This window comes from Streptomonospora sediminis (genome assembly GCF_054778995.1).
On sequence record NZ_BAAGYZ010000080.1, the window covers coordinates 45600 to 65697 of the forward strand.

A 20098-nucleotide genomic window follows, 5' to 3' on the forward strand; every position below is an offset into this window, starting at 1 on the left:
CGTACCAAGCAGTCCCAAGCGTTTTCCTGAGCCGACAGGTGAGACCGACGAGATATCCGGTTCCGAGGGCCCGAACAGTGCACACGGGCCAAAAAATGTGGCCCTCCAGTAGGTTCAACTACTGAAGGGCCATACTGACCAGGAAGAACACTCCCTGATCACCTGTCGGGGTGGCGGGATTCGAACCCACGACCTCTTCGTGGAGTGGGGGGATGCTGCGGACTGCGGCGGGGCTGTGGCGCGGCTGGTCAGGCGGCGGATTGATGCCTACTGGTTCCGGGCGGTACCGGGGGTGTCCTGACGCCATGTGCACTGAATGTGTATCGGGCTGGGTGGGGGTTGGGAGTTAGCGCGGCCCTGGTCGGCTGGTCGCTGGGGCGTGCACGCCTGCGCCCACGGTACGCCGCTCACTCGGCAACCACAGGCAGCAGCAACCACGGTCCCGGTCCGAGGTGCTTGGTCGCGCTGGGGCCGGCCACCCAAGACAGACAGAGTCGCGCGACCGAGTGCCTCGGGACCCAGAACGTCATCAACCCGAGTTCCGGCAACAGGCAACGGTTTGTCGGGGTGAGGCGTCACCATAGTCATGGTGCCGCCTGGCGTGACGCGACGCGGGTCGGCGCCGCATGCACGAGAGAACTAATGGCGGCTGGGGGGCGTGCTCGGGACCGGGCGCCAGCCCGCAGCCCGAGCACGCCCCCCAGCAAGCCGCAGCGACGGCGCGCAGCGCCGTCGCCTTGATCACGTATGGCCCAATTCGGCAAAAGTGAGCAGGTAGCAGTGGGACAGTTTCTTGTCAGTTCCTCAATAGGGTTGCTCGCCATATTCGCCGCCTACCATATATTTGCCTGGCAAGTTCACAAACACAGAAAGCTATTACACTTTTCCGGAAAATCTTTTGAGCTAACACCAAATCTGCCTGACATTTTAGCTGAAAAAATTCAACTCAAACATGACGGACGCACAACCATTTTACCCATGATGTGCCTCTTGAGAATGAAAAATACGGGACGAGCACCGATAACTTCAGGCGATTTCGATGGCCCTCTATTGGTCAATTTTGGCACCCCGTCGCTTTTGCTAGGCGGCACGTTCATCATGGATCCGCCCGGAATATTGAAAATGGAAGGCAATAGTTATTCTTGGGATTCAGGAAAGTTATCGATTCCTCCATTTCTCCTAAACCCCGGAGATCAGTTGGGATTCGTGGGGATCGTGGATGGTGGCATAAACACTCCAAGCGTGGAGACCCGCATCGCTGGCGTTCGTGAGGCGATCGCCTGGCCACCCTTTAAGGACGGAATAACTGTTAAATTCCATATGCGGTCTCTTATATACGAACGCATGGCGGATTGGCCCAAAGGGCAGTCGATCGCTGCCATGAAGCGCCGGATATCCGCCCTCCCCCAGGAATCCATACCGAAAGGATCCTTTTTCTCAATTTACGATACTACCTTCAATGATCCTTATCTTCTGGTGGTGTCCCCTCTAAGCGACATCCAAGACCCTTCCTTTGACAGGCCTCTTTGCCTAGAGTTCTCCTCCCAGGCGAAGATGACTTTAGTTGGAACGGAGGATGGACTACTCGACCACCGCAAAAGAGATTTTTACTCATTTCAAAATAAGAGCACAAGGGTAGTCTTTCGGGAAATTTCTCACGACAACAAGGACCTCTATTACTACCTGCTCTTCGAGGGCGACCCGGGTAACATAGTTGTAGTTGAGAAGCCCACATGCATACAAGATGTCCAAATCGGAGAAATGGATTTTGGGGATGTACTAGATGACAACATAGAAGAGATACCATCAATTGCCATAATTCTCAATCATGGCACATTTAGAAGGATGATCCTAGCCAAAGAATCGATTGAGCATAAGATGCGTAAGGCAAGAAGCTACTTAGCATGATAGATCCGCAGCACGTTTGTTCGAATGATGGTGTAAAGAACGTTGAGTATGGACGAGATCACGCTGCGGACGGTTGGCGGGGAACTCCGTCAACTACGCAAGGAAGTCGGCTGGTCCAGCCGCGAGATCGCGCGTCGGTCCGGACTCACTCAGCCAACCGTTTCGCGGATCGAAAACGGGCACCGTGTTGATGACGTATCGACTGTCGAAAAGGTAGTCCTTGCTCTCCCACTGGATGAGGGGCGACTTCAGCCACTGCGCTCCCGGATAAGGCATGCCTACTCTGGTCTCAGCAATCGACGGGTCGATACAGGAATCTCGCTCATCAGCGATACTGCGCGGCGATGGGAGCGGAGCGCAGCCAAGCTGCGGGAGTTTCAAGCAGGGATGGTTCCGCGTGCGCTGAGGTCTGCTGAGTACGCGCGGGCGGCCGACGCTTCCCCCTCGGTGCTGGTCGATCGCCTCGGCGGTGCGGGATGTGACTTTGGGTTCGTCGTAACCGAGGGCGCACTTCGGACGTGGCCGGCGGATGGGGCCGTCATGCCGGAACAGCTCGACCGGGTGGCTCGGGCATGCGGGCTTCCGAACGTGCGCCTGGATGTCGTGCCGTGGTCGGTGCCGCTGCCGGTGATGCCTCCGCATGGGTTCACCGTCCTCGATGACGAGGCTGTGGTGATCGAGACGTTCACGGCTCAGATGACCATCACCGAACCGGGCGCCGTGGCCACCTACGTCGATACCTACGCCCAGCTCGAAGCGGTAGCGGTGACCGGGGACGAGGCGCGGGAGCTGGTCGAGCGGATCCGGCGGGACTTTGAGGAGCTGGCGCATTGATTCAGTGAACTCGTTGAATCACCGGCTGTCGGTGGCTTACTCTGCACATCACTGCGGTGTATAGCCCTCTAGACGGTGGTGGTTGCGATGGTCAGTTGGTCCCGCATGTTTCCCGGCCTGCCGGCCGAAGTCGCCCAAGCGCGGGCCTTCACCCGCGCCGTGATGGGCGGCCATCCCCTCGCCGAGACGGCGGAACTCGTTGTGAGTGAGCTGGCCACCAACGCCGTTCAGCACTCCCTTAGCGGCGAATGGTGCGGCCCCTTCATCGTCTTCGTTGATGCCGAACCCTCCTCGGCGCACGTGGCCGTGGTCGACCTCGGCGGAGGCTCCACGCCCACCACGCACCCGCTCCGGTCACTCGACATCGGCGACGATCACGGGCGCGGGCTGGCCATCGTTGCCGCGATGTCCAAGGAATGGGGCTTCGATCCGGATCCCTTCGGGCTGCGAGTGTGGGCGAAGCTGGTCGCCGACGTTCCTTCATGACCGGTCCGCGCATGCCCCGGCGGCGCCGGTTGTTCAACGCCATCAGCGCGAGATCAGGCCAGGTCATAGAGCCCGCTTTGTCTAGGGACCTAGACTCTTCCCCAGCGAACAGTGCGCACGAGGGAAGGGGGCCGATGTCCAGCGAGTATGAGCGCATCGCCGCCATTGAAGACCCGTTCGCGCTGCTGCGCGCGGCGACCGATCGGCTCAGTGAAGCCCAGCAGGAGGTCACCGACCTGTCTCGGCTGCGGCGCCGAACCATCCAAGACCTGCATGCGCAAGGCTTGTCCTATGCCCAGATCGCCACACAGGCCGGTCTGAGCCGGGGCCGTATCCATCAGATCCGCCACACCGGTCCCGCACCGGAAGGCGCGTTCTTCGGCTCCGGCACGGTCACCGTCGTCACTCCCCTACGCCCGGAACCGGACAAGCCTCGTGCGGCGGTCTCCCTCGATGACCTCAACACCGGCAAGCGGCTGGAAGACCTCGCCCGATCCTACGACTTGACGGTCCAGGACGATCATGTGGCCGTTGACGGGGCCGTGGATCTCGACCGGCCGGGCCTGGTGGTCGTGTGCGGGCCGCGCATGTCAGAACCGATGGCGCAGACCTACGCCAAAGACCCTGTGTTCGTGTGGGAGCGCGACGAGGGCGGCCCGTGGCACATCCGCGACAACCGCACCGGTGAACTTCACTACGCGGGTTCCGACGAGGCACCGCCCTCTACCAGCGACATCGGATACCTCGGCCGTCTCCCCCGGCCCGACGGTGCAGGCTCGCTGCTGGCCATCGCGGGTATTCACCCGGCGGGCTCCCTCGGCGTCGCGCACTGGTTGACCACCGACATCGCCACCCTGTGGGGGCAAGTCGGCGACCGCGACTTCTCGGTCCTCATCCGCACCGAGTACGACCCCGACACCAACGAGCCCGTGAGAACCGAGATGGCGACACCGCTCTACCGCCACGACGAGGACGAGGCGTGAGTTTCCTCCTGGCCACCGACCCCGCCAAACCCGACCGGCCCAACGAGGACTTCGCCGCAGTGGGCACCAACGCGGCCGTACTCCTCGACGGCGCCGGCACCCCGCCCGGTACCGAATCCGGGTGCGTGCACGGGGTTGCCTGGTATTCCCACACTCTCGGCGGGCTGCTGCTGGGCGCGCTGGCCTCCGGCGACAGCCTTGCCGGTGCGCTGGTTGCCAGCATCGAGCGCGTGAACCGGCTCCACGCCGACACGTGCGACCTCAAGCATTCCGATACGCCTTCCTCCACCGTCGTCGCGCTGCGGTGGGACGGTGCCGACTGCGAATACCTCGTGCTCGCGGATTCCGTGCTCGTCCTCGACCGGCCCGACGCCGCGCCCGAGGTGATCACCGACGACCGGGAAGCCGTGGTCGGCGCCGAGCTGCGCAAGCCCATGGACGCGCTGCCGACCGGCACGCCCGAACACGCCCAAGCGCTTCGCGACTACGTCGCCGCGCTGGCCGAGCACCGCAACCGTCCCGGCGGGTTCTGGGTCGCCAACACCGACCCTGCCGCTGCCGACGAGGCGATCACCGGTCGTGTCCGCCTGGACGAGGTGGCCGCCCTGGCGCTGCTGAGCGACGGCGCGAGTCGAATCGCCGACCGCTTCGGCCTGGCCACCTGGCGTGCCACCCTGGACACCCTCGCCGACGAGGGACCGGCCGCGCTGATTCACCAGGTGCGCACGGCTGAGGACAGCGACCCTGACGGGCAGCGGTGGCCGCGCGGCAAAAGCCACGATGACGCGACCGTGGTCTACGGACGCGCGGACGCGTGAGTATCCCCCTAGACAATCGCTGAACCAACGCGCTACTGTCTGTCCATACCCCTAGACAACACTCGCTGTCGTGGACACTTCGCACTGTCTAGGGGGGTACTCAAGAACGAAAGAGGCTGAGAGATGGCTATTCAGGGTGGTCTGCCGGCGGAGTTCGGGATGGTGTTCCCGCACGGTGCTTACGCGCTGGGGGTGGAGCCGATCACCGATTTCGAGACCAAGCGGCCCCAGCTCGACAAGAACACCGGGTTGCCGCTGTGGGCGGTGGAGGTGATCGATGCCGATCCGGAAGCCCGCGGCAAGGCCAAGAGCGTGAAGGTGAAGGTGGCCGCGGAGCACTGTCCGACCCTGCCCGATGAGGTGCCGGGGCTGCCGTTTCGGCCGATCGAGTTCGAGGCGATGACGGTCGTGCCCTACGTGGACGACTCCGGGCGCCGTCCCCGGGTGGCGTACTCGCTGCGGGCGCGCGGTGTGAAAACCCCCGGCGGAACCGGTGCGGCTTCACGCAAGGCTCCCGCCGCCGCTGCTGCTGGTGCTGCCGGTACCTCGGGCAGCAAAGACGCGGGCTGACCGACTCGCACATGTAAGCGGGGCGGCCTGGTGCGCCAACACCGTCGGCCGCCCCTTCACCCCCTGCGAGACCTGTGAAATCCCTGGAAGAGGTGTGTCCCCAGTATGTCCGATCAGCTTGCGCGGGTGAGCATGCGCGAGATCACCGCGTTCATGGACGCCCTACGCGCCCACCGCAACGCTGCTTTCAACTCCGGGCGGCCGTCCCCGGATGCGGCGCTGCTGGCGTGGAAGTCGTCCATCCTCGACCGCATCGCCGCCCAGACCACCGACGCCGAAACCCGCGCGGTGGCCGATCAGGCACGGGCCGACCTGGCCGCCGCCCGCGCTGATGCCGGGATCGGGGGTGAGCGGTGATGCTGCACAACTCCAAGGCGGGCGCCACCCAGGTCCAACCGACCGCCCCGGTCCCGGCCCAGACCATCCGCTTCACCACACCGGTTGTGGAGACCCCGGGGTTCTTCATCCTCACCGGGTGGCTGTGGCGCTTCCTGCGGATGCTGGTGCTGCTGCCCATCCAGTTCCCCATCACCGCGGGCGCGGTCGCTGCCTCGGCGACTACCTACGCGGCCTTCGGGTGGGTCGGTCTGGCCGTGCTCTGGACGGTGATCGATGTCGGCCTGCTGGTGTGGTGGCGCCGGTGGCCGGACTCCTTCACGACGCATGTGGCGCTGCGGGTACTGGCGACGTGGCGCCGGTTCTGGGTCTACCGGCGCCACTGGCAACCCGTGCTGGTGGTCTCCGGGCTGGCCGAGTCCTACCTTGAGCGGCAGTACCTGCCCCAGATCCGGGGCGTGACCTGCTCCGCCTGGGCCGATCGGGTGCGGGTGAAGCTGGTGGCCGGCACCGCTTCGGCCGAGTTCGAAGACCGCGTGGCGGAGCTGGCGCACGGGTTCGGTGCCCCGTCGTGCCGGGTGGAGGTGCGCGGGCCGCGGGATCTGGTGCTGGAGTTTCCCCGGCGGGACATGCTGGCCGACCCCCTCGACGCGCTACCCATCCCCGATGATGCGGACGGTGCGGACCTGTCGGCGCTGCCCGTGGGGCGGTGTGCGGACGGCCGACCGTGGTACCTGCGGCTGCACGCCACCCACGTCCTGACGGTCGGTGTCACGGGCTCGGGCAAAGGCTCGGTGCTGTGGTCGGCGATCCGCGCCATGGTCCCGGCGATTGCGGCGGGGACGGCGCAGGTGTGGGCGATCGATCCCAAGCGGATGGAGCTGTCCTACGGGCGGGCGCTGTTCGCGCGGTATGCCGATGATGGGGAATCGGCGGTGGAGCTGCTCGAAGCCGCGGTTGCGGCGATGCAGGAACGGGCGCAGCGTTACGCGGGCACGCAACGGGTGCATGTGGCTTCTGTGCGGGATCCGTTCACGGTGGTGGTTCTGGACGAGGTCGCGTTCCTGACCGCCTACCACCCCGACCGCGACGTGCGCCGCCGCGCCGAGAACGCGATCGCCACCCTCACGAGTCAGGGCCGGTCGGTGGGGTTCTGCGTGCTGGCCGCGCTGCAGGATCCCCGAAAAGAGGTCATGAACCTGCGCAACCTGTTCCCGGACAAGGTCGCACTCCGGCTGGACGAGGCATCCCAGGTGGACATGGTGCTCGGGGAGGGTGCCCGGGACCGCGGTGCCAACGCCCACCTGATTGATCCCGAGCTGCCGGGGGTGGCGTTCGTGAAGCTGGAGGGCTCCCCGGTCCCGGTGCGGGTGCGGGCCGCGTTCGTCTCCGATGCCGACATCGACGTGATGGTCGGCGCTTGCGGCAGGGAGGGCTCCGGATGCTAGTCCCTGCGGCGTGTGGACGCCCGCGTCTGTCCCGAGCGGACGATCAGGTAGGCCGGTACCAGCATGAACACCCCGATCATCGCGACAGCGGCCTCACCCCTGGTCGCGGCCAGCACGATCATCACCACGGCCAGGGCCGCCATCAGCGCGCCGGCGATGCCGCACAGCCACGCGTTCGCCCGTCTGCTCATCGCGGCAGTCTAGCCACCAGCGGGAAGGCGGTCCTGTGATGCCGACTCCCACCGGCAAAAGCACCCGGGCCGAACGCCAAGCCCAACCGCTTGCCCGCGAGGTCGCCGAGCAGATCGCCGCGGACAAAGGGGTCTGCATCCGGCCCGTTTCGCTGCGCCGTACCGACATCGGGACCGGGGCGACCGAAATCGTGGACGTGCCGTGCGGGTCCACGCTGGAATCGCGGTGCCCGGCGTGTGCCAAGCGCAAGCGCTCCATCCGGCGCAGCCAGTGCGAAGAGGGCTGGCACCTCGCAGAAGACCCGACCGTGGAACCCGATGAACCGTCCGAGGTGCAGCGGGCGTGGGTGGAACAGCGGGCCATGGTCACCGCGCAACGGGACGCTCTGGTGAGGGCCGGCGGTGCCGACCCCGATCAGGTGGCCGACCTCGACGCCGCGATAGCCGACCTGGATACCGAGATCACCGCGTCCGGCATGCGCGGATCGGTCTCCCGCGGCTCCTCCTCGTCGGCATCCTCGCGTCGGGTGCGCTCCACACGGCGGCGCCAGGACGCGCCGGACCTTCCGAAACGCCAGATGGCCAAGACCACCGTGGGTCGTGCCTATGAGGATCCGGCCACCGGCAAAACCTTCCGGCCGTCGCTGTTCGTCACGCTGACCTGCGACACCTACGGCCGCGTGAAGTCGGACGGCACCCCGGTGGATCCCTCGACGTATGACTACCCGCGGGCCGCCCGGGATGCGCTGCACTTCTCCAAGCTCATCGACCGGTTCGTGCAGAACCTGCGCCGCGTTGCGGGCTTCGATGTGCAGTACTTCGCCACCGTGGAGCCGCAACGCAGGTTGGCGCCGCACCTGCACATGGCCACCCGGGGCACCATCCCGCGTGCCGAGCTGCGCCAGATCGCGGCCGCGACGTATCACCAGGTGTGGTGGCCTGCGGCCGACGAGGCGGTCTATGCGGGGGAGAACCTTCCGGTCTGGGAGGAGTCGATCGGCGGCTATGTCGATATGGCAACCGGGGAAGTTCTGCCCACCTGGGATGAAGCCCTGGACGCGCTCGACGCCGACCCTGCGGCGGAACCGATGCACGTTGTCCGGTTCGGCCCCCAAGTGGATGCCAAAGGGGTGGTGGCCGGTAGTCCGGATGCCGATCGGTGTGTGCGCTACCTGGCGAAGTACCTGACCAAGGACATCGCCGAATGCCACGAGGTCACCACCGACGCCCAACGCCGCCACGTTGACCGGCTCGTGGAGGCACTGCGGTTCGAACCCTGCTCGCCGAAGTGCGCGAACTGGCTGCGCTACGGAATCCAACCTGACAACGCCAAAGCCGGGATGACTCCGGGCTTCTGCCGCTCTAAAGCACACCGGCGCGAACACCTCGGGTACGCCGGGCGCCGCGTCTTGGTGTCTCGGAAATGGTCCGGGAAGACCGTCGCCGACCACAAGGCGGACCGCCTGCGGTGGGTTCTCGACACCTTGGGCGTGGATCCCGACGCCGACCCCGACGAGGGCCAGGGCGACAACGCCGCTCCCGCCCTCTCCTCGGTCTCCTCCGGCAACCACGCCTGGGAGCTGGCACGCCCGACCGATCCCGACGTCCCTCCCCGCGAACACCGCCTACTCCGCGCGGTCGGCGAAGCGCTCAAACGCCGCGCCCAGCTCGACGCCGTTCGGCAACAGCGATCCGACGATCTTTCGGCAACTCCGGAAAGGGCCGCATGACGACCGCCGCGACGCAAGGCCACAGCATCCCCAAGCAGCTCTGGTCGGTGCGGGAAACCGCCGGCTTCCTGGGCGTCCCGGCGAAGACGCTCTACGAGTGGCGCTACAAGGGCGACGGCCCACCCTCGCACCGCGTCGGGCGGTACCTGCGTTACGTCCCCGCTGAAGTCCACGCCTGGGTCCGCTCGCAGTAGCGGAAGAGATAGGGAAGAGGAAAAGCGCATGGCTCGGGTGTGGATCTACGACCGCACGCGCGACAAGGGGTACCGCGACGCCGTCGACAAAGCCAAGGCGGCCAAGCGCACCCCTCCGGCCCGCTGGCAGGTCCGCTATTACGACCCCGCCGGAAAGCCCAAGAGCGGCGGCACCTACCGCAAGAAGCTCGACGCCGAGAAGCGGCAGAACGAGCTGGAATCCAGCCTCAACGCCGGTTCCTACCGCGACCCCGCCGCCTCCAAGGTCACCCTCGGCGCGATGGCCGACAAATGGCTAGGGACACGTACCGACATCAAGCGCGCTACCTGGTGGAAGTACCGGAGTCTGCTGGACAACCACGTACTCGACCGGTGGGGAGAACTTCCTCTCGACGCGATCCACAGCGAGGACATCGCCGTGTGGATCGCCGAGCTTCAGAAGCCGCGCGACGAGGGCGGCAGCAACCTGGGCGCTTCCCAGACTCAGCACGCGCACGCTGTGCTCTCCATGGTCCTCGGCTGGTGCGTCCCGCGCCGGATCCCGTTCAACCCGGCGCAAGGGCTCAAGCTCCCCAAGGCCAGCGAAGCGGAACACGTCTACCTCACCTATGACCAGGTGGAAACGCTCGCCAACGCGGCGGCGGATCTGCGCACCAAGTACCGCCAGAAGTCGGCAGCCTCGGCGGTGTACCGCGCGCTCGTGCTCCTGCTCGCCTACACCGGCCTACGGTGGAGTGAAGCGGCGGCGCTGCGCGTCCATCGCGTCGACCTTGCCAAGCGGCGCATCCGCGTCGCCGTCACCTTCTCCGAGGTCAAGGGCGAAACGACCGAAGACGTTCCTAAGACCGGCGAACGCCGGACCGTGCCCATCCCCGCGTCCCTGGTGCCCGAACTGGCGCCGCTGGTTGAGAACCGCGACCCGGACGCCTACGTCTTCACCACCAAGCGCGGTGCGCCGCTGCGCATCCACAACTGGCGCATGCGCGAGTTCAACAACGCACGCAAGAACGCGGGCCTCGATAGCATCGGCCTGACTCCGCACAAGCTCCGGCACACCGCCGCGTCGCTGGCCATCGCCGCCGGCGCGGACGTGAAGGTGGTTCAGCAGATGCTCGGCCACGCGACCGCGACCATGACGCTCGACACCTACGGCCATCTCTTCCCGGACCGCCTGGACGAGGTCGCCGACGCCATGGACGCCGGGCGGATGAAGGCCGCTGCGGCGCGCGCCCGCTCAGCGTCGGCACCGCCAACCGCCCCGGAGCATGTGCACTGAATGTGTACCGGCCGCTGAGCGCCAACAACCCCCGCACACACGAAAACGGGTGCCCACCTGGGTGGACACCCGTTTTTCTGTCGGGGTGGCGGGATTTGAACCCACGGCCTCTTCGTCCCGAACGAAGCGCGCTACCAAGCTGCGCTACACCCCGATTGCGGCGTGAACAGTCTAGCGGACGTGTGGAGGTGGTTGCACACGCGTTGGGACGGGGTTGGGGCTGGGGTGGTGGATGGGGGGTGGGGGGTGGGGTACCGGAGGTGGGGGCGGGGGAAACGTCTCTAGAGGAATCGGCCGGGTGTGGCCTTCGGGGTTGCCGCCGGTGGGGGCGGGGCGCACGTTGGGGGTATGGGAGCCCCGAACCATGCCCCTGTTTCCGACCCCCGATTCGCTGTAGCCGCCGTGCCGTGGTGGGTCCGCCTGTCGCGGTGGCTCAATGGGGCCCGCGTGTGCTCGGTTGGCGACTGCATCGAGTTCACCGAACCGGCGGAGCACCACTGCACCTCCCACATCCGCTCCTTCCGCTCACGGTTGGGGGAACACCGGTGTGCTGCGCCCCGCTGTGTGCAGGCGCGCGGGACCGGGGATCATCTCTGCCCGCACCACCGCGAGGTGGCGCTGATCGACCTTGGCGCCGCTCCCGCGGCGGTGGGGCTGTGGAACACCGCCGGCGCGGGTCCGCCTCCGGGCGGGCGCTGACCGGCGGCTGGGGAGCCTCCCCGCCTCTGCAGACGAGGCCCCTTCGCCTCTCTCTGGCAGCGGGGAGGACGGGGAGGCGTCCTCGGCCGACTTCCGGCCGTCTACCGACCGACGACCGCTCCGACCGCGGGCCAGCCGCAGGCCCACCATCGACCATCGGCGGGCCTCTGGTTTCCCGTGAAACGTGCGCCTGCACCGACCTGCGGAAACGCCCTGGTTCCCCGGCGCTCGCCTCCCCGGCACCCCCGCATCTCCCCGGCCCTGGCCTCTTCCCACCCCGACCAACGGCTCAACGACTCCGGTCGGGCTCAGGGACTCACGCGGTCAGCAGTAAGCACGGGCCATGCCTTGTCGAGCAACGCGCGGAGGCGGTGCGCAGGCAGTGGCGCACCCGGGTCGTCGAACTTCTCGTCCATCGGCGAGCGGCCGGCCGCGATCGCTGCATGGGCTTTGGCCAAGGCGGCCTTGAAGCCCGCGGAGTCGGTGAAGTACGCCTCTGCGGATGCCGTCGTCTCAGGCTCGAACCGCCAGCCTTCGGCCAGCGGGCCGACATCGACGGTGTCGAAGCCGAGGCGGTCGATCAGGTCCGCAGCCGATGCCTTGGCTTGAAGGTCATTGCCGGCGATGGGCAGGGCGGAGCGCTCGTCCGACCCCGCGGGTCGGGCCAGCGGGATGATGTGCTGGTCGCTGATGTTGCAGAACACCTTGACGAGGTTCGCGCCGGGCAGGTGCTCCTGAACCAGCTCGCTCGTGGTGATCTTGCCGGAGTCGAGTATGTCGATGTACCCCTCGCGCCACGACGGGTAGTAGTTGCTGGTGTCCAGCACGGTCTTGCCTGCCAGCGCGGCAGCCGGGAGCTGCCGGCGGACCGCGAGCGGGACGCTGAGCACCACCAGGTCACCCGCTTCGGCCGCCTCTTCGGGTGTTGCGGCCCGGGCGCGTTCGCCGAGTTCGGCGACTGTCGGAGCCAGGGTCTCGGGGCCGCGGGAGTTGGACAGTACGACGTCGATACCCGCGGTTGTTGCGAGCCGGGCGATCTTTGCGCCGATGCTGCCACTGCCGATAAAGCCGAGTGTTGTCATCGAGCTCTCTCTTCCTGCGATTGCGGACCCGGTTCCGCCTCTTTGGTAGGTCGGCTTGTGCAGAGGCTCGCCGGGCAGAACAAATCGGAGCAATTGCTCCTCTTGCAGAATAGCGCATAAGCGGAGCATCTGCTCCGGCGTTGGCAGGCGGCGGCAGCGGTGGGCCGCCGGCCCGCTGCGCAGCCCGCCGGCTCCACTCGGGCGGGGCGTAGTCTGGTGGTGTGAAAGCCGATCAGCCCAGGGTGGCGCAGGTCCCGGCCCACCGCCCTCGGCGCGCAGATGCCGAGCGCAACCGCAGCGCCATCCTCGAGGCGGCCGGCGGGGTCTTTGCCGAACAGGGCAGCGCGGTCGACGTCCGGGAAATCGCCCGCCGCAGCGGCGTCGGCATGGGCACGCTCTACCGGCATTTCCCCACGAAGGAAGACCTGTTCACCACGGTTATGGAACGGGAGTTCACGGCCTGGCTCACCGAAGGCCACCGAGTGGCCGCCGCAACCGAAGACCCGTGGCAGGCGCTGACGAGCTTCTTTGAGCACACCCTCACTCACCAGGCACGCAACCGCGCACTCGTCGAGTGCTATGTCGCCACCGGCGGCCCCACCCACGAATGCGTCCGGCAATGCGACACTTTCCTGGCTGAGTTGCACGCCCGCTGCCGCAGCGCCGGCGTCCTGCGCGCCGATGTCACCAGCGCCGATCTGGCCCTGCTCCTCACATCCCTGAGCCAGGTGGTCCTGGCGTCGGATGGCGGCCGTTCGGGCCGGTGGCGCCGCCTATTGCGGTTCTCCCTCGACGGCATGAGCAGCCGCAACACCGATCCGCTGCCGGAGATGCCGGACACGGCGGAGTGATCGGATTGATCGCCGGGGCCGCCGCCCAGCCGCCCCCGCAGCACCCGCCCGGGACGGCCGCGCGTTGGAACGGCGCCCCTCAGCCGCGCCCCGACTAGACCAGTTTCTGCAGCTCCGCCTGCGCCTCCTTGGCCTCCGGCACGCCCAGGTCCGCGAAGAGTTTGGCGGCGCCCGCCAGGTACTTGACCGCCTGGTCGGCGGGCAGCAGGTCGCGCGGGAGCTGTCCGATCCGCAGCAGCGCCCGCCCTTCCACGTGGCGCTCGTCCCTGCTGCGCGCCAATGCCAGGGCCTGCTCCTGGGCCCGCTGCGCCGCGTGGAAATCGCCGGCCTGAGCGTGGGAGTCCCCCAGGTCCGACAGGATCTCGGCGTCGGCGCTGTGCTGGCCGACCTCCTCGCCGAGTTGCAGCGCGGCCTGGTGGGATTCGATCGCCGCTGTGGTGTCGCCGTTGCGGCGCAGCGCCACCGCCATCGCGTTGCGGATGTAGATCTCGTCGCGCTGGGAACCGATGAGCTGGGCGAGGTTCAGCGCCTCGGCAAGGTAGGAGGAAGCCTGTTCCAAGTCGCCCTGCTGCGCACTCACCTCTCCCAGGACGCGCAGCACCTGGGCGGAGGACTCATACTGGCCCTCCTCGCTCTTGATTTTCAGCGCGGACTCGCAGAACTCCAGCGCCTTGTCGTTGTCGCCCAGCACCTGGTACATCGCGCCCAGGTTGGCGCGCTGCACACCCTCCAGCGATCGGTCGCCCGCCGAGACCGCGTACTCGAAGACCTTCCACACACACGACAGGGCGTCGTGGAACCTGCCGGTGCGTTCGTAGACCATGCTCAGGCTGGAGTAGACCCGGGCCTGGCCGCGCTCGTCGTCGATCGTCGCGAGGATGTCGCGGGCCTCGTTGAGCAGTTCGACGGAGTGCGCGAACCGGCCGGCCAGGCAGTGCGCGATGCCCAGGCCGATGAGGGTGGCGGCGCTGCCCCGCTCGTTGCCGTTGGCCCGACTTGCGGCCAGCGCCTTCTCCTGGGTCGACATCATCAGCTCGGTCTGGCCGTGGTTGGCGTAGTGCCGCCACAGCGAGTCGGCCAGCTGCCAGGCCTGTTCGTCCAGACCCACGGCGGCGTAGAAGTCGACCGCGGACGCGAGGTTGTCCTCGTGCCGCTCGAACCACGCGGTGGCCTGGGTGTGGTCGGCGAGCTTGGCCTGGTATCGCGACGAGTTGCCGCGGTCGATCTCGTAGTGGTGGCTGCGCGGCCCCATCATGTCGGCGGCGCGGTTGGCCATGTCCAGGTAGTGGTCGGCGAGGCGCCGCCGCGCCTCCTCGGCCGCGCCTTCGGGCAGGTCGGTGGCCGCTTTCTCGCGGGCATAGGAGCCGAGCAGGTCGTGGAACCGGTACAGGTCGACGCTGGGTTCCTCGAACAGGCACACGCTGACCAGTTCCTGGAGCAGGTCGTCGGCTTCGGGGGGATCGCAGCCGAGCAGCGCGGCGGCGCCGTGCAGGTCGACCGTGCCTCCGATCATGACGCCGAGGGTGAGGAACGCGCGCCGCTGCACCTCGTTCAGGCTCTGGTAGGAGAGCTCGAACACGGCCCCGACGCTGTGCCCTTCGATGCGGAGTTCGCGGAACATCCGGTGGTGTTCGCTGAGGCGCTGCCGGACGTGCTCGAAGGTCCACCGCGGTCGGCTGAGCATGCGCCCGGCCACGATCCGCAGGGCCAGAGGCAGCCCGCCGCACAGCCGCACGACCTCGCGTGCGGTCGCGGTTTCCTGATCTACCCGGTCGCGCCCGAGGACGGTGGCGCACAGCCGCAGCGATTCCTCCTCGCTGAGCATGCCCAGCGAGATGTACTGCGCACCGCTCAGGCCCGGCAGGTCTTGCCGCGACGTGACCAGCGTGAATGAACCCGGGGCCGCCGCCAGCAGCGGACTGATCTGCGCGAAGTTGGCCACGTTGTCCAGGACGATCAGTACCCGGCGCCCCGCCAGGCTGGCCCGCCACAGGGCCGCCCGTTCCTCGACCGACTCCGGTATGGCGTCGGGCTGGACTCCGATGGCTCGCAGCAGGCTGCCCAGTGCCGAGACGGGGGCGACCGGCTCCTGCTCGACCGTGTAGCCGTAGAGGTCGGTGAACAGCAGGCCGTCGGGAAAGCGGTCGGCGAGCCGGTGGGCGCCGTGGACGGCCAGTGTGGTCTTGCCCGCCCCGCCCAAGCCGGTGATGACGGCGATCTCGGCTCGGCCTTCGTCGCGTGTGCCCAGTGCCAGCAGGCGTTCGAGGTCCTTCTCGCGACCCGTGAAGTCGGGGATGTCGCGCGGCAGGTCGTTGCGCGAGACGAACTCGCGCGGCCGGCGCTCCTGGACGTCCTGCTCAGCGGCGGGCGGTTCGCCGGAACCGGGGGCCTCGGCGGCGCCGACGATACGCCCCACCTGCGATTCCGTGTCGCGGAGGATCTGCCCGTGCAGGTCCATGACCTCGGGGCTCGGGTCGACGCCGAGTTCCTCGGCCAGGTATTCCCGGCATTCCTGGAACACGGCCAGCGCAGAGGCCCGCTGCCCGCTGCGGTACAGCGCGGCGATCAGGAAGTACTGGAGCCGTTCGCGCAGCGGGTCCTCGCGGACCAGCGGGGTGAGGCGCGTGATGATCTCGGTGTAGCGGTGCAGCGCGAATGCGCACTGGGCCCAGGAGGTCCATGCGGTCCAGCGTTCCTCGATCATCGGCCGGGCCACCGCATGCCACAGGTGCTCGGATCCGGTGCCGGAGAACGGCTGGCCGCGCCAGCAGGCGAGGGCGTCGTCCCAGAGCACGACCTCTTCGGCGGGGTCCTCGGCCGCTCTGGCGCGGGCGACGAGGTTGCGGAAGCGGTGCAGGTCGACTTCGTGCGGCTGGACTCCTGCCAGGTAGCCGCCTGCGGTGGTCTTGATGACGTCGGGGAAGGCCCTGCGTAGGTGGGAAATCTGCACCTGGATGACGGAACGGGCGGTGCGGGGCGGATCGTCGTCCCACAGGTACTCGATCAGACGTTCGACCGTGACTTCCTTGCCCAGTTCAACCAGGAGCGCACCCAGCACACACCGCTGCCGCGGACCGCCGACGGGAACCGGGTCGCCGTCGTTCGACCATGCCGAAATGGGGCCGAGCACGCCAAAATTCACGAACAGCACTCTAGCAAGGCGGCTCGCGCGCCAGAGGAGAACGATCCCGCCGCCGGCGCTGTGCTTCCCTCCCGCAACACAGCCCCGGCGACGTGGTTCAGACCCCCGTGCAGGAGGCGGGACGGGTCAGCGGCCGTCCTCTTTGCTCTCCTTCTCGGGTGCCTCGGTCTCCTTCTCGGCGGGCGAGGGCTCGGTGGCCGGCTCGGTGCCGCGTTCGGGGTCGGGCTCGGAGAACGGGTCGAGCTTGGCGGTGAACTCAAGCTCGATACCTGCGACCAGCTGCGCGAACTCGGTGTCGGCGGCAGGCGCGTCCAGGACCGGTGCTGTCTTCATGGCTCTCCTCGGTGTCGGGGTGTAGGCAGTACTCAGGGCCGGGTCGAGTTCGGGGCCGGTTGGGGTTACGGCCACTCGATCGCCGGGTCGTCGTCGGCAGGCTGGTCGTCGTCGTCTTCGTCGAACGGTTCGAAGTCCGGTTCGGAGAACGGGTCGACCCTGGCGGTGAACTCCAGACCGGATTCCGCAACGATCCGCGCGAAACGCAGCGCATATTCGGCATCGGCGCCGCGCACGTCCGCGAGCATCGTCGAGCTCATGGGGGCTCCTCTGGCCAAGTCGTATGAACGATGTGAACGGGGGGATCCCACCGCAGAGTGCCAGAAAACGGACCGGGCGTGCCCCACCGCCCCGGCTTGCCTTTGTATCCCTGGCCCCGTAACAGTCGGGCCGGCGCCCGCAGGCCGTCCTCCTGCGGGTGCCGGTCCGGCTGAACGTGCTACCAACCTACGGAGAAAGCCTTGCGCGGCGCTTTCAGTCCGCTTACGGCCGGCCGAATCCGGGGCGTCCGCCGCCGCTCGCCCTGTGGCCCCCGGACCGGCGAATCCGTCCTAACCAGGACGCGAAAGGGCACCAAGGAGGTAGTTCCCTCTACACTTCCTGCCCGTGGCACACCACGCTCCAGACCCAGCAGACGAACCGGGCGGCTTCCTGCCCCAGAGCAACCTCTGGCGCGCCGTCATCGTGCTCGTGGCCGCCGCCGTGCTCGGCGCTGCCACGCTCGCGCTCTGGGCGACCGGCGGACTGGAGCGGGCCGATGCCGCACCGAAACAGGACCCCGGCTCGACCGTGCGCACCCGGATGTACACCATCACCCCGCACCGGGCCGAGTTCGTCACCGCCGACGACGGCCGCACCGCCCTGCAAGTGCGCGCCGAACTCGTCTCCAAACACACCGAGCCGTTCGCGGTCAGCAGCCTCGAGTCGGTGATCAAGGTTTCCTTTCCATCCGGCGACATCGATGCCCAGCGCCTGGACCTCACCTACACCCGCAACCCCGAAGGCTTCGTCTCCGAAGTGCAACCGGACATGCGCGAAGACGTCCTCATGACGTGGACACTGGGCAAGGCCGAGGCGGCGGACAAGAAAAAGCAGCAGGAGGAGAACTCCGACAACCCGCTGGCCGGCCTGGAGGGCGACCCCGCCGAGGAGGGCGGTCTCGACCTGGGCCCGCTGGCCGAGGCCCCCGAGGACGTGGCGCCGCTCGCCGAGAAGGAGGACAAGGTGACCCTCTCCTTCAGCAAGACGAAGTTCGCGCCGGGTTTCACCGACCAGAGCAAGTCGTGGCGGGCGGTCGGCGGAACCGCCGCGAAGATCAGCTTCCCGTTGGGCAAGGGGTGAGCCGCCGATGCCGTCCTCCGCCGCCCGCAGCGCGCTGACCGCCTTCGCCACCCTGGTCCTGCTGAGCCTGATCGTCACGGCGCAGTCCCTGGTTCCCCCGGAAACCCACGCAACCGAGCCCATCCCCCATTCCGGAGATGTCGGCGAGACCGTGGACGCCCGGCAGTTCACGATCACCGTCAAAAAGGTCCGCTTCGCCGAGACCGTGGCCGACGGGGGCGGCGGGATCGGCTCGTCCGCGCCGGTCGAGGCGAACGGGGTATGGGTGGTCGCCACCGCGGAGCTCACCGCCGCCTCCGCCCCGTTGGGCACGATCGACGCCGAGCTCGTTATGGGCGACGGCTACACCTACTCCTCCAGCGAGTGGTTGAGCAACGGGCTCGCCGGCGGCTTCGGCACCACGCTGAGCCCGGGGATCTCCGTCACCGGGGCGCTGGTGTTCGAGGTTCCCACTGACCGGTTGAAGGACCCGACGCTCCAGGTGAACGCGCGCGAATCGCTCGACGACCGGTTGAGCGCCCGCGCCGATATCAGCCTCGGGCTGAACGGTACGGAGCTTGCCGAGCGCGCCGACAATCCGGAGCAGAGCGTCTCCGTCCCCGCACCGACCCAGAAGTCGTAGGAGAGCGCCGCACATGGACCCTGACGACCCGCGCAGCGCAGAGCGCCCCGCAGGGCACCGGCCGCCGCCCCCGGGACCCCAGCCGCCCGCAGAGGAACAGCCGCCCCCCGCATCGGGACCACCGCCGGCGGCACCGGCATCCGGGCAGCAGCCCCCGCCGCCGCCGGTACCGCGTCCCGGGCCGCCGGGGCACGGCGCCCCGCCCGCCGGACGGCAGCCACCGTCCCGCCCCTCCCCGGCGGGCCCCCCGCCCCCGGGGTGGCAGTCGCCCCCGCCTCCCGGGCAGCACGGCCCCCAGCCCGGACAGCCCGGCGCGCAACCGCAACCGCAACCACCGCGGCCGGGCCCACCACCGGCACCGCACGGCCCCCAGGGACCCCAGGGGCCGCCCCGCGGTCCGTACCAGGGGCCGCCAGGACCGCCCGCTGCGCCACCCGGTTCTCCGTGGCCGCCGCCGGGCGGCCGTCCGGGTGCGCCGGGCGTCCCGCCCGGGCCACCGCCGCAGCCCGGCGGCCCGGCGTTCGCGCCGCCGCCACCCGCGGCACCTGAGCAGTTTCCACCCGCCGCCGACGGGCCCGCCCCCGAGGGCCAACGCGCCCGGCGGGCGGTTCCGCTGTGGAAACGCGCCCAGTTGCCTGCAATCGCCCTGCTGGCGGTCGTGCTTCCCATGGCCCTGGGCGTGCCCTGGTGGCTGGAGCGCCAGGCCATGCTGGACCAGGGGGCGCTGCCTCCCACCCCGACCGTGGTGTCGGCCGCTGACGGCACCGCCGAACTGGTGGGCAGCCGCTGGGAATTGCGGGGCACGGTCGTCGACCAGTTGGAGGGCTCCCCAGAGCCGCCCGAGGGCACGCACCTGGTCGACGCCGTGTTCAAACTGACTCCGGGAGCGGGCGAGTCCCGCGAGCGCCTTGCCGACTGCAAGTTCCGCGCGGTCGACGACCAGGGGCGCTGGTGGCAGCCCGCCTCGTCCTACTCCGCGCGGCCCAGCCTGGAAGGGACGGCCTCGGTCGCCTTCGGATGCACCGGCGACGACAGCGAGCCGCTGCCCGCCGGCGAGGAGGTCGGCGTGGTCGTCAGCTTTGTGGTGCCCGACGACGCCGTCGACTCCCTGTCCTTCGAGATCGCGGTGCCCACCGGCGACCATGCCGAGGGCCTCGCCTACTCTGCGCTGGAGTTCGAGCAGCAGTAGCCGCAGATGTCAGGCGCCGCCTGAGCCGCGGTGTGCGCGCCATCGCCACAGCAGAGGCCCCGCCA

Annotated in this window: 20 protein-coding genes and 1 tRNA gene; 15 read left to right on the forward strand and 6 right to left on the reverse strand. The window is 68.2% G+C overall.

From position 1 onward, the window contains the following. Positions 1–747: 747 nt before the first annotated feature. The 8 genes from ACYVD5_RS16370 (at position 748) to ACYVD5_RS16405 (ending at position 7383) form a co-directional block, all read left to right on the forward strand. Entirely contained in the window at positions 748–1908 is a 1161-nt protein-coding gene (locus tag ACYVD5_RS16370; RefSeq protein ID WP_461001911.1) for a hypothetical protein, read from the forward strand. 48 nt (positions 1909–1956) lie between these two features. After that, entirely contained in the window at positions 1957–2742 is a 786-nt protein-coding gene (locus tag ACYVD5_RS16375; RefSeq protein ID WP_461001912.1) for a helix-turn-helix domain-containing protein, read from the forward strand. A gap of 87 nt (positions 2743–2829) precedes the next feature. Then, on the forward strand, positions 2830–3228 hold the full coding sequence (locus ACYVD5_RS16380) for an ATP-binding protein (protein ID WP_461001913.1): 399 nt from the start codon (positions 2830–2832) through the stop codon (positions 3226–3228). A gap of 134 nt (positions 3229–3362) precedes the next feature. Beyond that, positions 3363–4211: a sigma-70 RNA polymerase sigma factor region 4 domain-containing protein gene (locus tag ACYVD5_RS16385; RefSeq protein ID WP_461001914.1), complete on the forward strand. Its 849-nt coding sequence runs from the start codon at positions 3363–3365 to the stop codon at positions 4209–4211. Further along, on the forward strand, positions 4208–5029 hold the full coding sequence (locus ACYVD5_RS16390) for an integrase (RefSeq protein WP_461001915.1): 822 nt from the start codon (positions 4208–4210) through the stop codon (positions 5027–5029). Before ACYVD5_RS16385 ends, ACYVD5_RS16390 begins: the two co-directional genes overlap by 4 nt. A gap of 123 nt (positions 5030–5152) precedes the next feature. Further along, on the forward strand, positions 5153–5599 hold the full coding sequence (locus ACYVD5_RS16395) for a plasmid replication, integration and excision activator (protein WP_461001916.1): 447 nt from the start codon (positions 5153–5155) through the stop codon (positions 5597–5599). Positions 5600–5704: 105 nt separating this feature from the next. Further along, a complete protein-coding gene (locus ACYVD5_RS16400; protein WP_461001917.1) occupies positions 5705–5956 on the forward strand; it encodes a hypothetical protein in 252 nt (83 codons plus the stop codon). Continuing rightward, complete coding sequence (locus ACYVD5_RS16405; protein WP_461001918.1) at positions 5956–7383, forward strand: FtsK/SpoIIIE domain-containing protein; 1428 nt, start codon at positions 5956–5958, stop codon at positions 7381–7383. Before ACYVD5_RS16400 ends, ACYVD5_RS16405 begins: the two co-directional genes overlap by 1 nt. Here the strand turns inward: ACYVD5_RS16405 and ACYVD5_RS16410 are convergent. Further along, complete coding sequence (locus ACYVD5_RS16410; protein ID WP_461001919.1) at positions 7380–7574, reverse strand: hypothetical protein; 195 nt, start codon at positions 7572–7574, stop codon at positions 7380–7382. The genes ACYVD5_RS16405 and ACYVD5_RS16410 overlap by 4 nt on opposite strands. 38 nt (positions 7575–7612) lie before the next feature. On the opposite strand from ACYVD5_RS16410, the gene ACYVD5_RS16415 reads away from it, so the two are divergent. From ACYVD5_RS16415 to ACYVD5_RS16425, 3 genes are read left to right on the forward strand one after another with little or no spacing between them, the layout of a single operon-like run. After that, the gene (locus tag ACYVD5_RS16415) at positions 7613–9304 is read left to right on the forward strand and encodes a replication initiator (RefSeq protein ID WP_461001920.1); all 1692 of its coding nucleotides are present in this window, start codon (positions 7613–7615) and stop codon (positions 9302–9304) included. Next, entirely contained in the window at positions 9301–9498 is a 198-nt protein-coding gene (locus ACYVD5_RS16420; protein WP_461001921.1) for a helix-turn-helix transcriptional regulator, read from the forward strand. Before ACYVD5_RS16415 ends, ACYVD5_RS16420 begins: the two co-directional genes overlap by 4 nt. Before the next feature lie 28 nt (positions 9499–9526). Continuing rightward, positions 9527–10774 (forward strand): tyrosine-type recombinase/integrase, encoded by a 1248-nt coding sequence (locus tag ACYVD5_RS16425; RefSeq protein ID WP_461001922.1) that lies wholly within the window; start codon positions 9527–9529, stop codon positions 10772–10774. Positions 10775–10854: 80 nt separating this feature from the next. Here ACYVD5_RS16425 and ACYVD5_RS16430 read toward each other — a convergent pair. Both ACYVD5_RS16430 and ACYVD5_RS16435 read right to left on the reverse strand, forming a co-directional pair. Beyond that, positions 10855–10928: transfer RNA gene (locus tag ACYVD5_RS16430), tRNA-Pro, on the reverse strand. Positions 10929–11781: 853 nt separating this feature from the next. Beyond that, the gene (locus ACYVD5_RS16435) at positions 11782–12684 is read right to left on the reverse strand and encodes an NADPH-dependent F420 reductase (protein ID WP_461001923.1); all 903 of its coding nucleotides are present in this window, start codon (positions 12682–12684) and stop codon (positions 11782–11784) included. 92 nt (positions 12685–12776) lie between these two features. Here ACYVD5_RS16435 and ACYVD5_RS16440 point away from each other — a divergent pair, with 92 nt between their 5' ends. Beyond that, positions 12777–13406 carry a TetR/AcrR family transcriptional regulator gene (locus ACYVD5_RS16440; RefSeq protein WP_461001924.1) on the forward strand — a complete coding sequence of 210 codons (630 nt, stop codon included), beginning with the start codon at positions 12777–12779 and terminating at the stop codon, positions 13404–13406. A 94-nt stretch (positions 13407–13500) separates the two neighbouring features. On the opposite strand, the gene ACYVD5_RS16445 is transcribed toward ACYVD5_RS16440, so the two are convergent. From ACYVD5_RS16445 to ACYVD5_RS16455, 3 genes are all read right to left on the reverse strand, one after another. Beyond that, complete coding sequence (locus tag ACYVD5_RS16445) at positions 13501–16548, reverse strand: AfsR/SARP family transcriptional regulator (RefSeq protein ID WP_461001925.1); 3048 nt, start codon at positions 16546–16548, stop codon at positions 13501–13503. A 126-nt stretch (positions 16549–16674) separates the two neighbouring features. Beyond that, the gene (locus ACYVD5_RS16450; RefSeq protein WP_461001926.1) at positions 16675–16881 is read right to left on the reverse strand and encodes a hypothetical protein; all 207 of its coding nucleotides are present in this window, start codon (positions 16879–16881) and stop codon (positions 16675–16677) included. A gap of 65 nt (positions 16882–16946) precedes the next feature. Further along, on the reverse strand, positions 16947–17141 hold the full coding sequence (locus tag ACYVD5_RS16455; RefSeq protein ID WP_461001927.1) for a hypothetical protein: 195 nt from the start codon (positions 17139–17141) through the stop codon (positions 16947–16949). Positions 17142–17487: 346 nt separating this feature from the next. Here ACYVD5_RS16455 and ACYVD5_RS16460 point away from each other — a divergent pair, with 346 nt between their 5' ends. From ACYVD5_RS16460 to ACYVD5_RS16470, 3 genes are all read left to right on the forward strand, one after another. Further along, complete coding sequence (locus ACYVD5_RS16460) at positions 17488–18222, forward strand: hypothetical protein (RefSeq protein WP_461001928.1); 735 nt, start codon at positions 17488–17490, stop codon at positions 18220–18222. Between the two features lie 7 nt (positions 18223–18229). Next, a complete protein-coding gene (locus ACYVD5_RS16465) occupies positions 18230–18844 on the forward strand; it encodes a DUF4352 domain-containing protein (protein ID WP_461001929.1) in 615 nt (204 codons plus the stop codon). A 631-nt stretch (positions 18845–19475) separates the two neighbouring features. Continuing rightward, positions 19476–20033: a hypothetical protein gene (locus ACYVD5_RS16470; protein WP_461001930.1), complete on the forward strand. Its 558-nt coding sequence runs from the start codon at positions 19476–19478 to the stop codon at positions 20031–20033. The last annotated feature ends 65 nt before the right edge of the window (positions 20034–20098 follow it).

Bases quoted from the DNA above. Each gene is read 5' to 3' on its own strand.
- ACYVD5_RS16375 (WP_461001912.1), top strand. From the start codon at position 1,957: ATGGACGAGATCACGCTGCGGACGGTTGGCGGGGAACTCCGTCAACTA.
- ACYVD5_RS16370 (WP_461001911.1), top strand. From the start codon at position 748: ATGGCCCAATTCGGCAAAAGTGAGCAGGTAGCAGTGGGACAGTTTCTT.
- ACYVD5_RS16435 (WP_461001923.1), bottom strand. From the start codon at position 12,684: ATGCTCCGCTTATGCGCTATTCTGCAAGAGGAGCAATTGCTCCGATTT.
- ACYVD5_RS16395 (WP_461001916.1), top strand. From the start codon at position 5,153: ATGGCTATTCAGGGTGGTCTGCCGGCGGAGTTCGGGATGGTGTTCCCG.
- ACYVD5_RS16405 (WP_461001918.1), top strand. From the start codon at position 5,956: ATGCTGCACAACTCCAAGGCGGGCGCCACCCAGGTCCAACCGACCGCC.
- ACYVD5_RS16385 (WP_461001914.1), top strand. From the start codon at position 3,363: ATGTCCAGCGAGTATGAGCGCATCGCCGCCATTGAAGACCCGTTCGCG.
- ACYVD5_RS16455 (WP_461001927.1), bottom strand. From the start codon at position 17,141: ATGAGCTCGACGATGCTCGCGGACGTGCGCGGCGCCGATGCCGAATAT.
- ACYVD5_RS16400 (WP_461001917.1), top strand. From the start codon at position 5,705: ATGTCCGATCAGCTTGCGCGGGTGAGCATGCGCGAGATCACCGCGTTC.
- ACYVD5_RS16380 (WP_461001913.1), top strand. From the start codon at position 2,830: ATGGTCAGTTGGTCCCGCATGTTTCCCGGCCTGCCGGCCGAAGTCGCC.
- ACYVD5_RS16410 (WP_461001919.1), bottom strand. From the start codon at position 7,574: ATGAGCAGACGGGCGAACGCGTGGCTGTGCGGCATCGCCGGCGCGCTG.
- ACYVD5_RS16420 (WP_461001921.1), top strand. From the start codon at position 9,301: ATGACGACCGCCGCGACGCAAGGCCACAGCATCCCCAAGCAGCTCTGG.
- ACYVD5_RS16450 (WP_461001926.1), bottom strand. From the start codon at position 16,881: ATGAAGACAGCACCGGTCCTGGACGCGCCTGCCGCCGACACCGAGTTC.
- ACYVD5_RS16425 (WP_461001922.1), top strand. From the start codon at position 9,527: ATGGCTCGGGTGTGGATCTACGACCGCACGCGCGACAAGGGGTACCGC.
- ACYVD5_RS16415 (WP_461001920.1), top strand. From the start codon at position 7,613: ATGCCGACTCCCACCGGCAAAAGCACCCGGGCCGAACGCCAAGCCCAA.
- ACYVD5_RS16465 (WP_461001929.1), top strand. From the start codon at position 18,230: ATGCCGTCCTCCGCCGCCCGCAGCGCGCTGACCGCCTTCGCCACCCTG.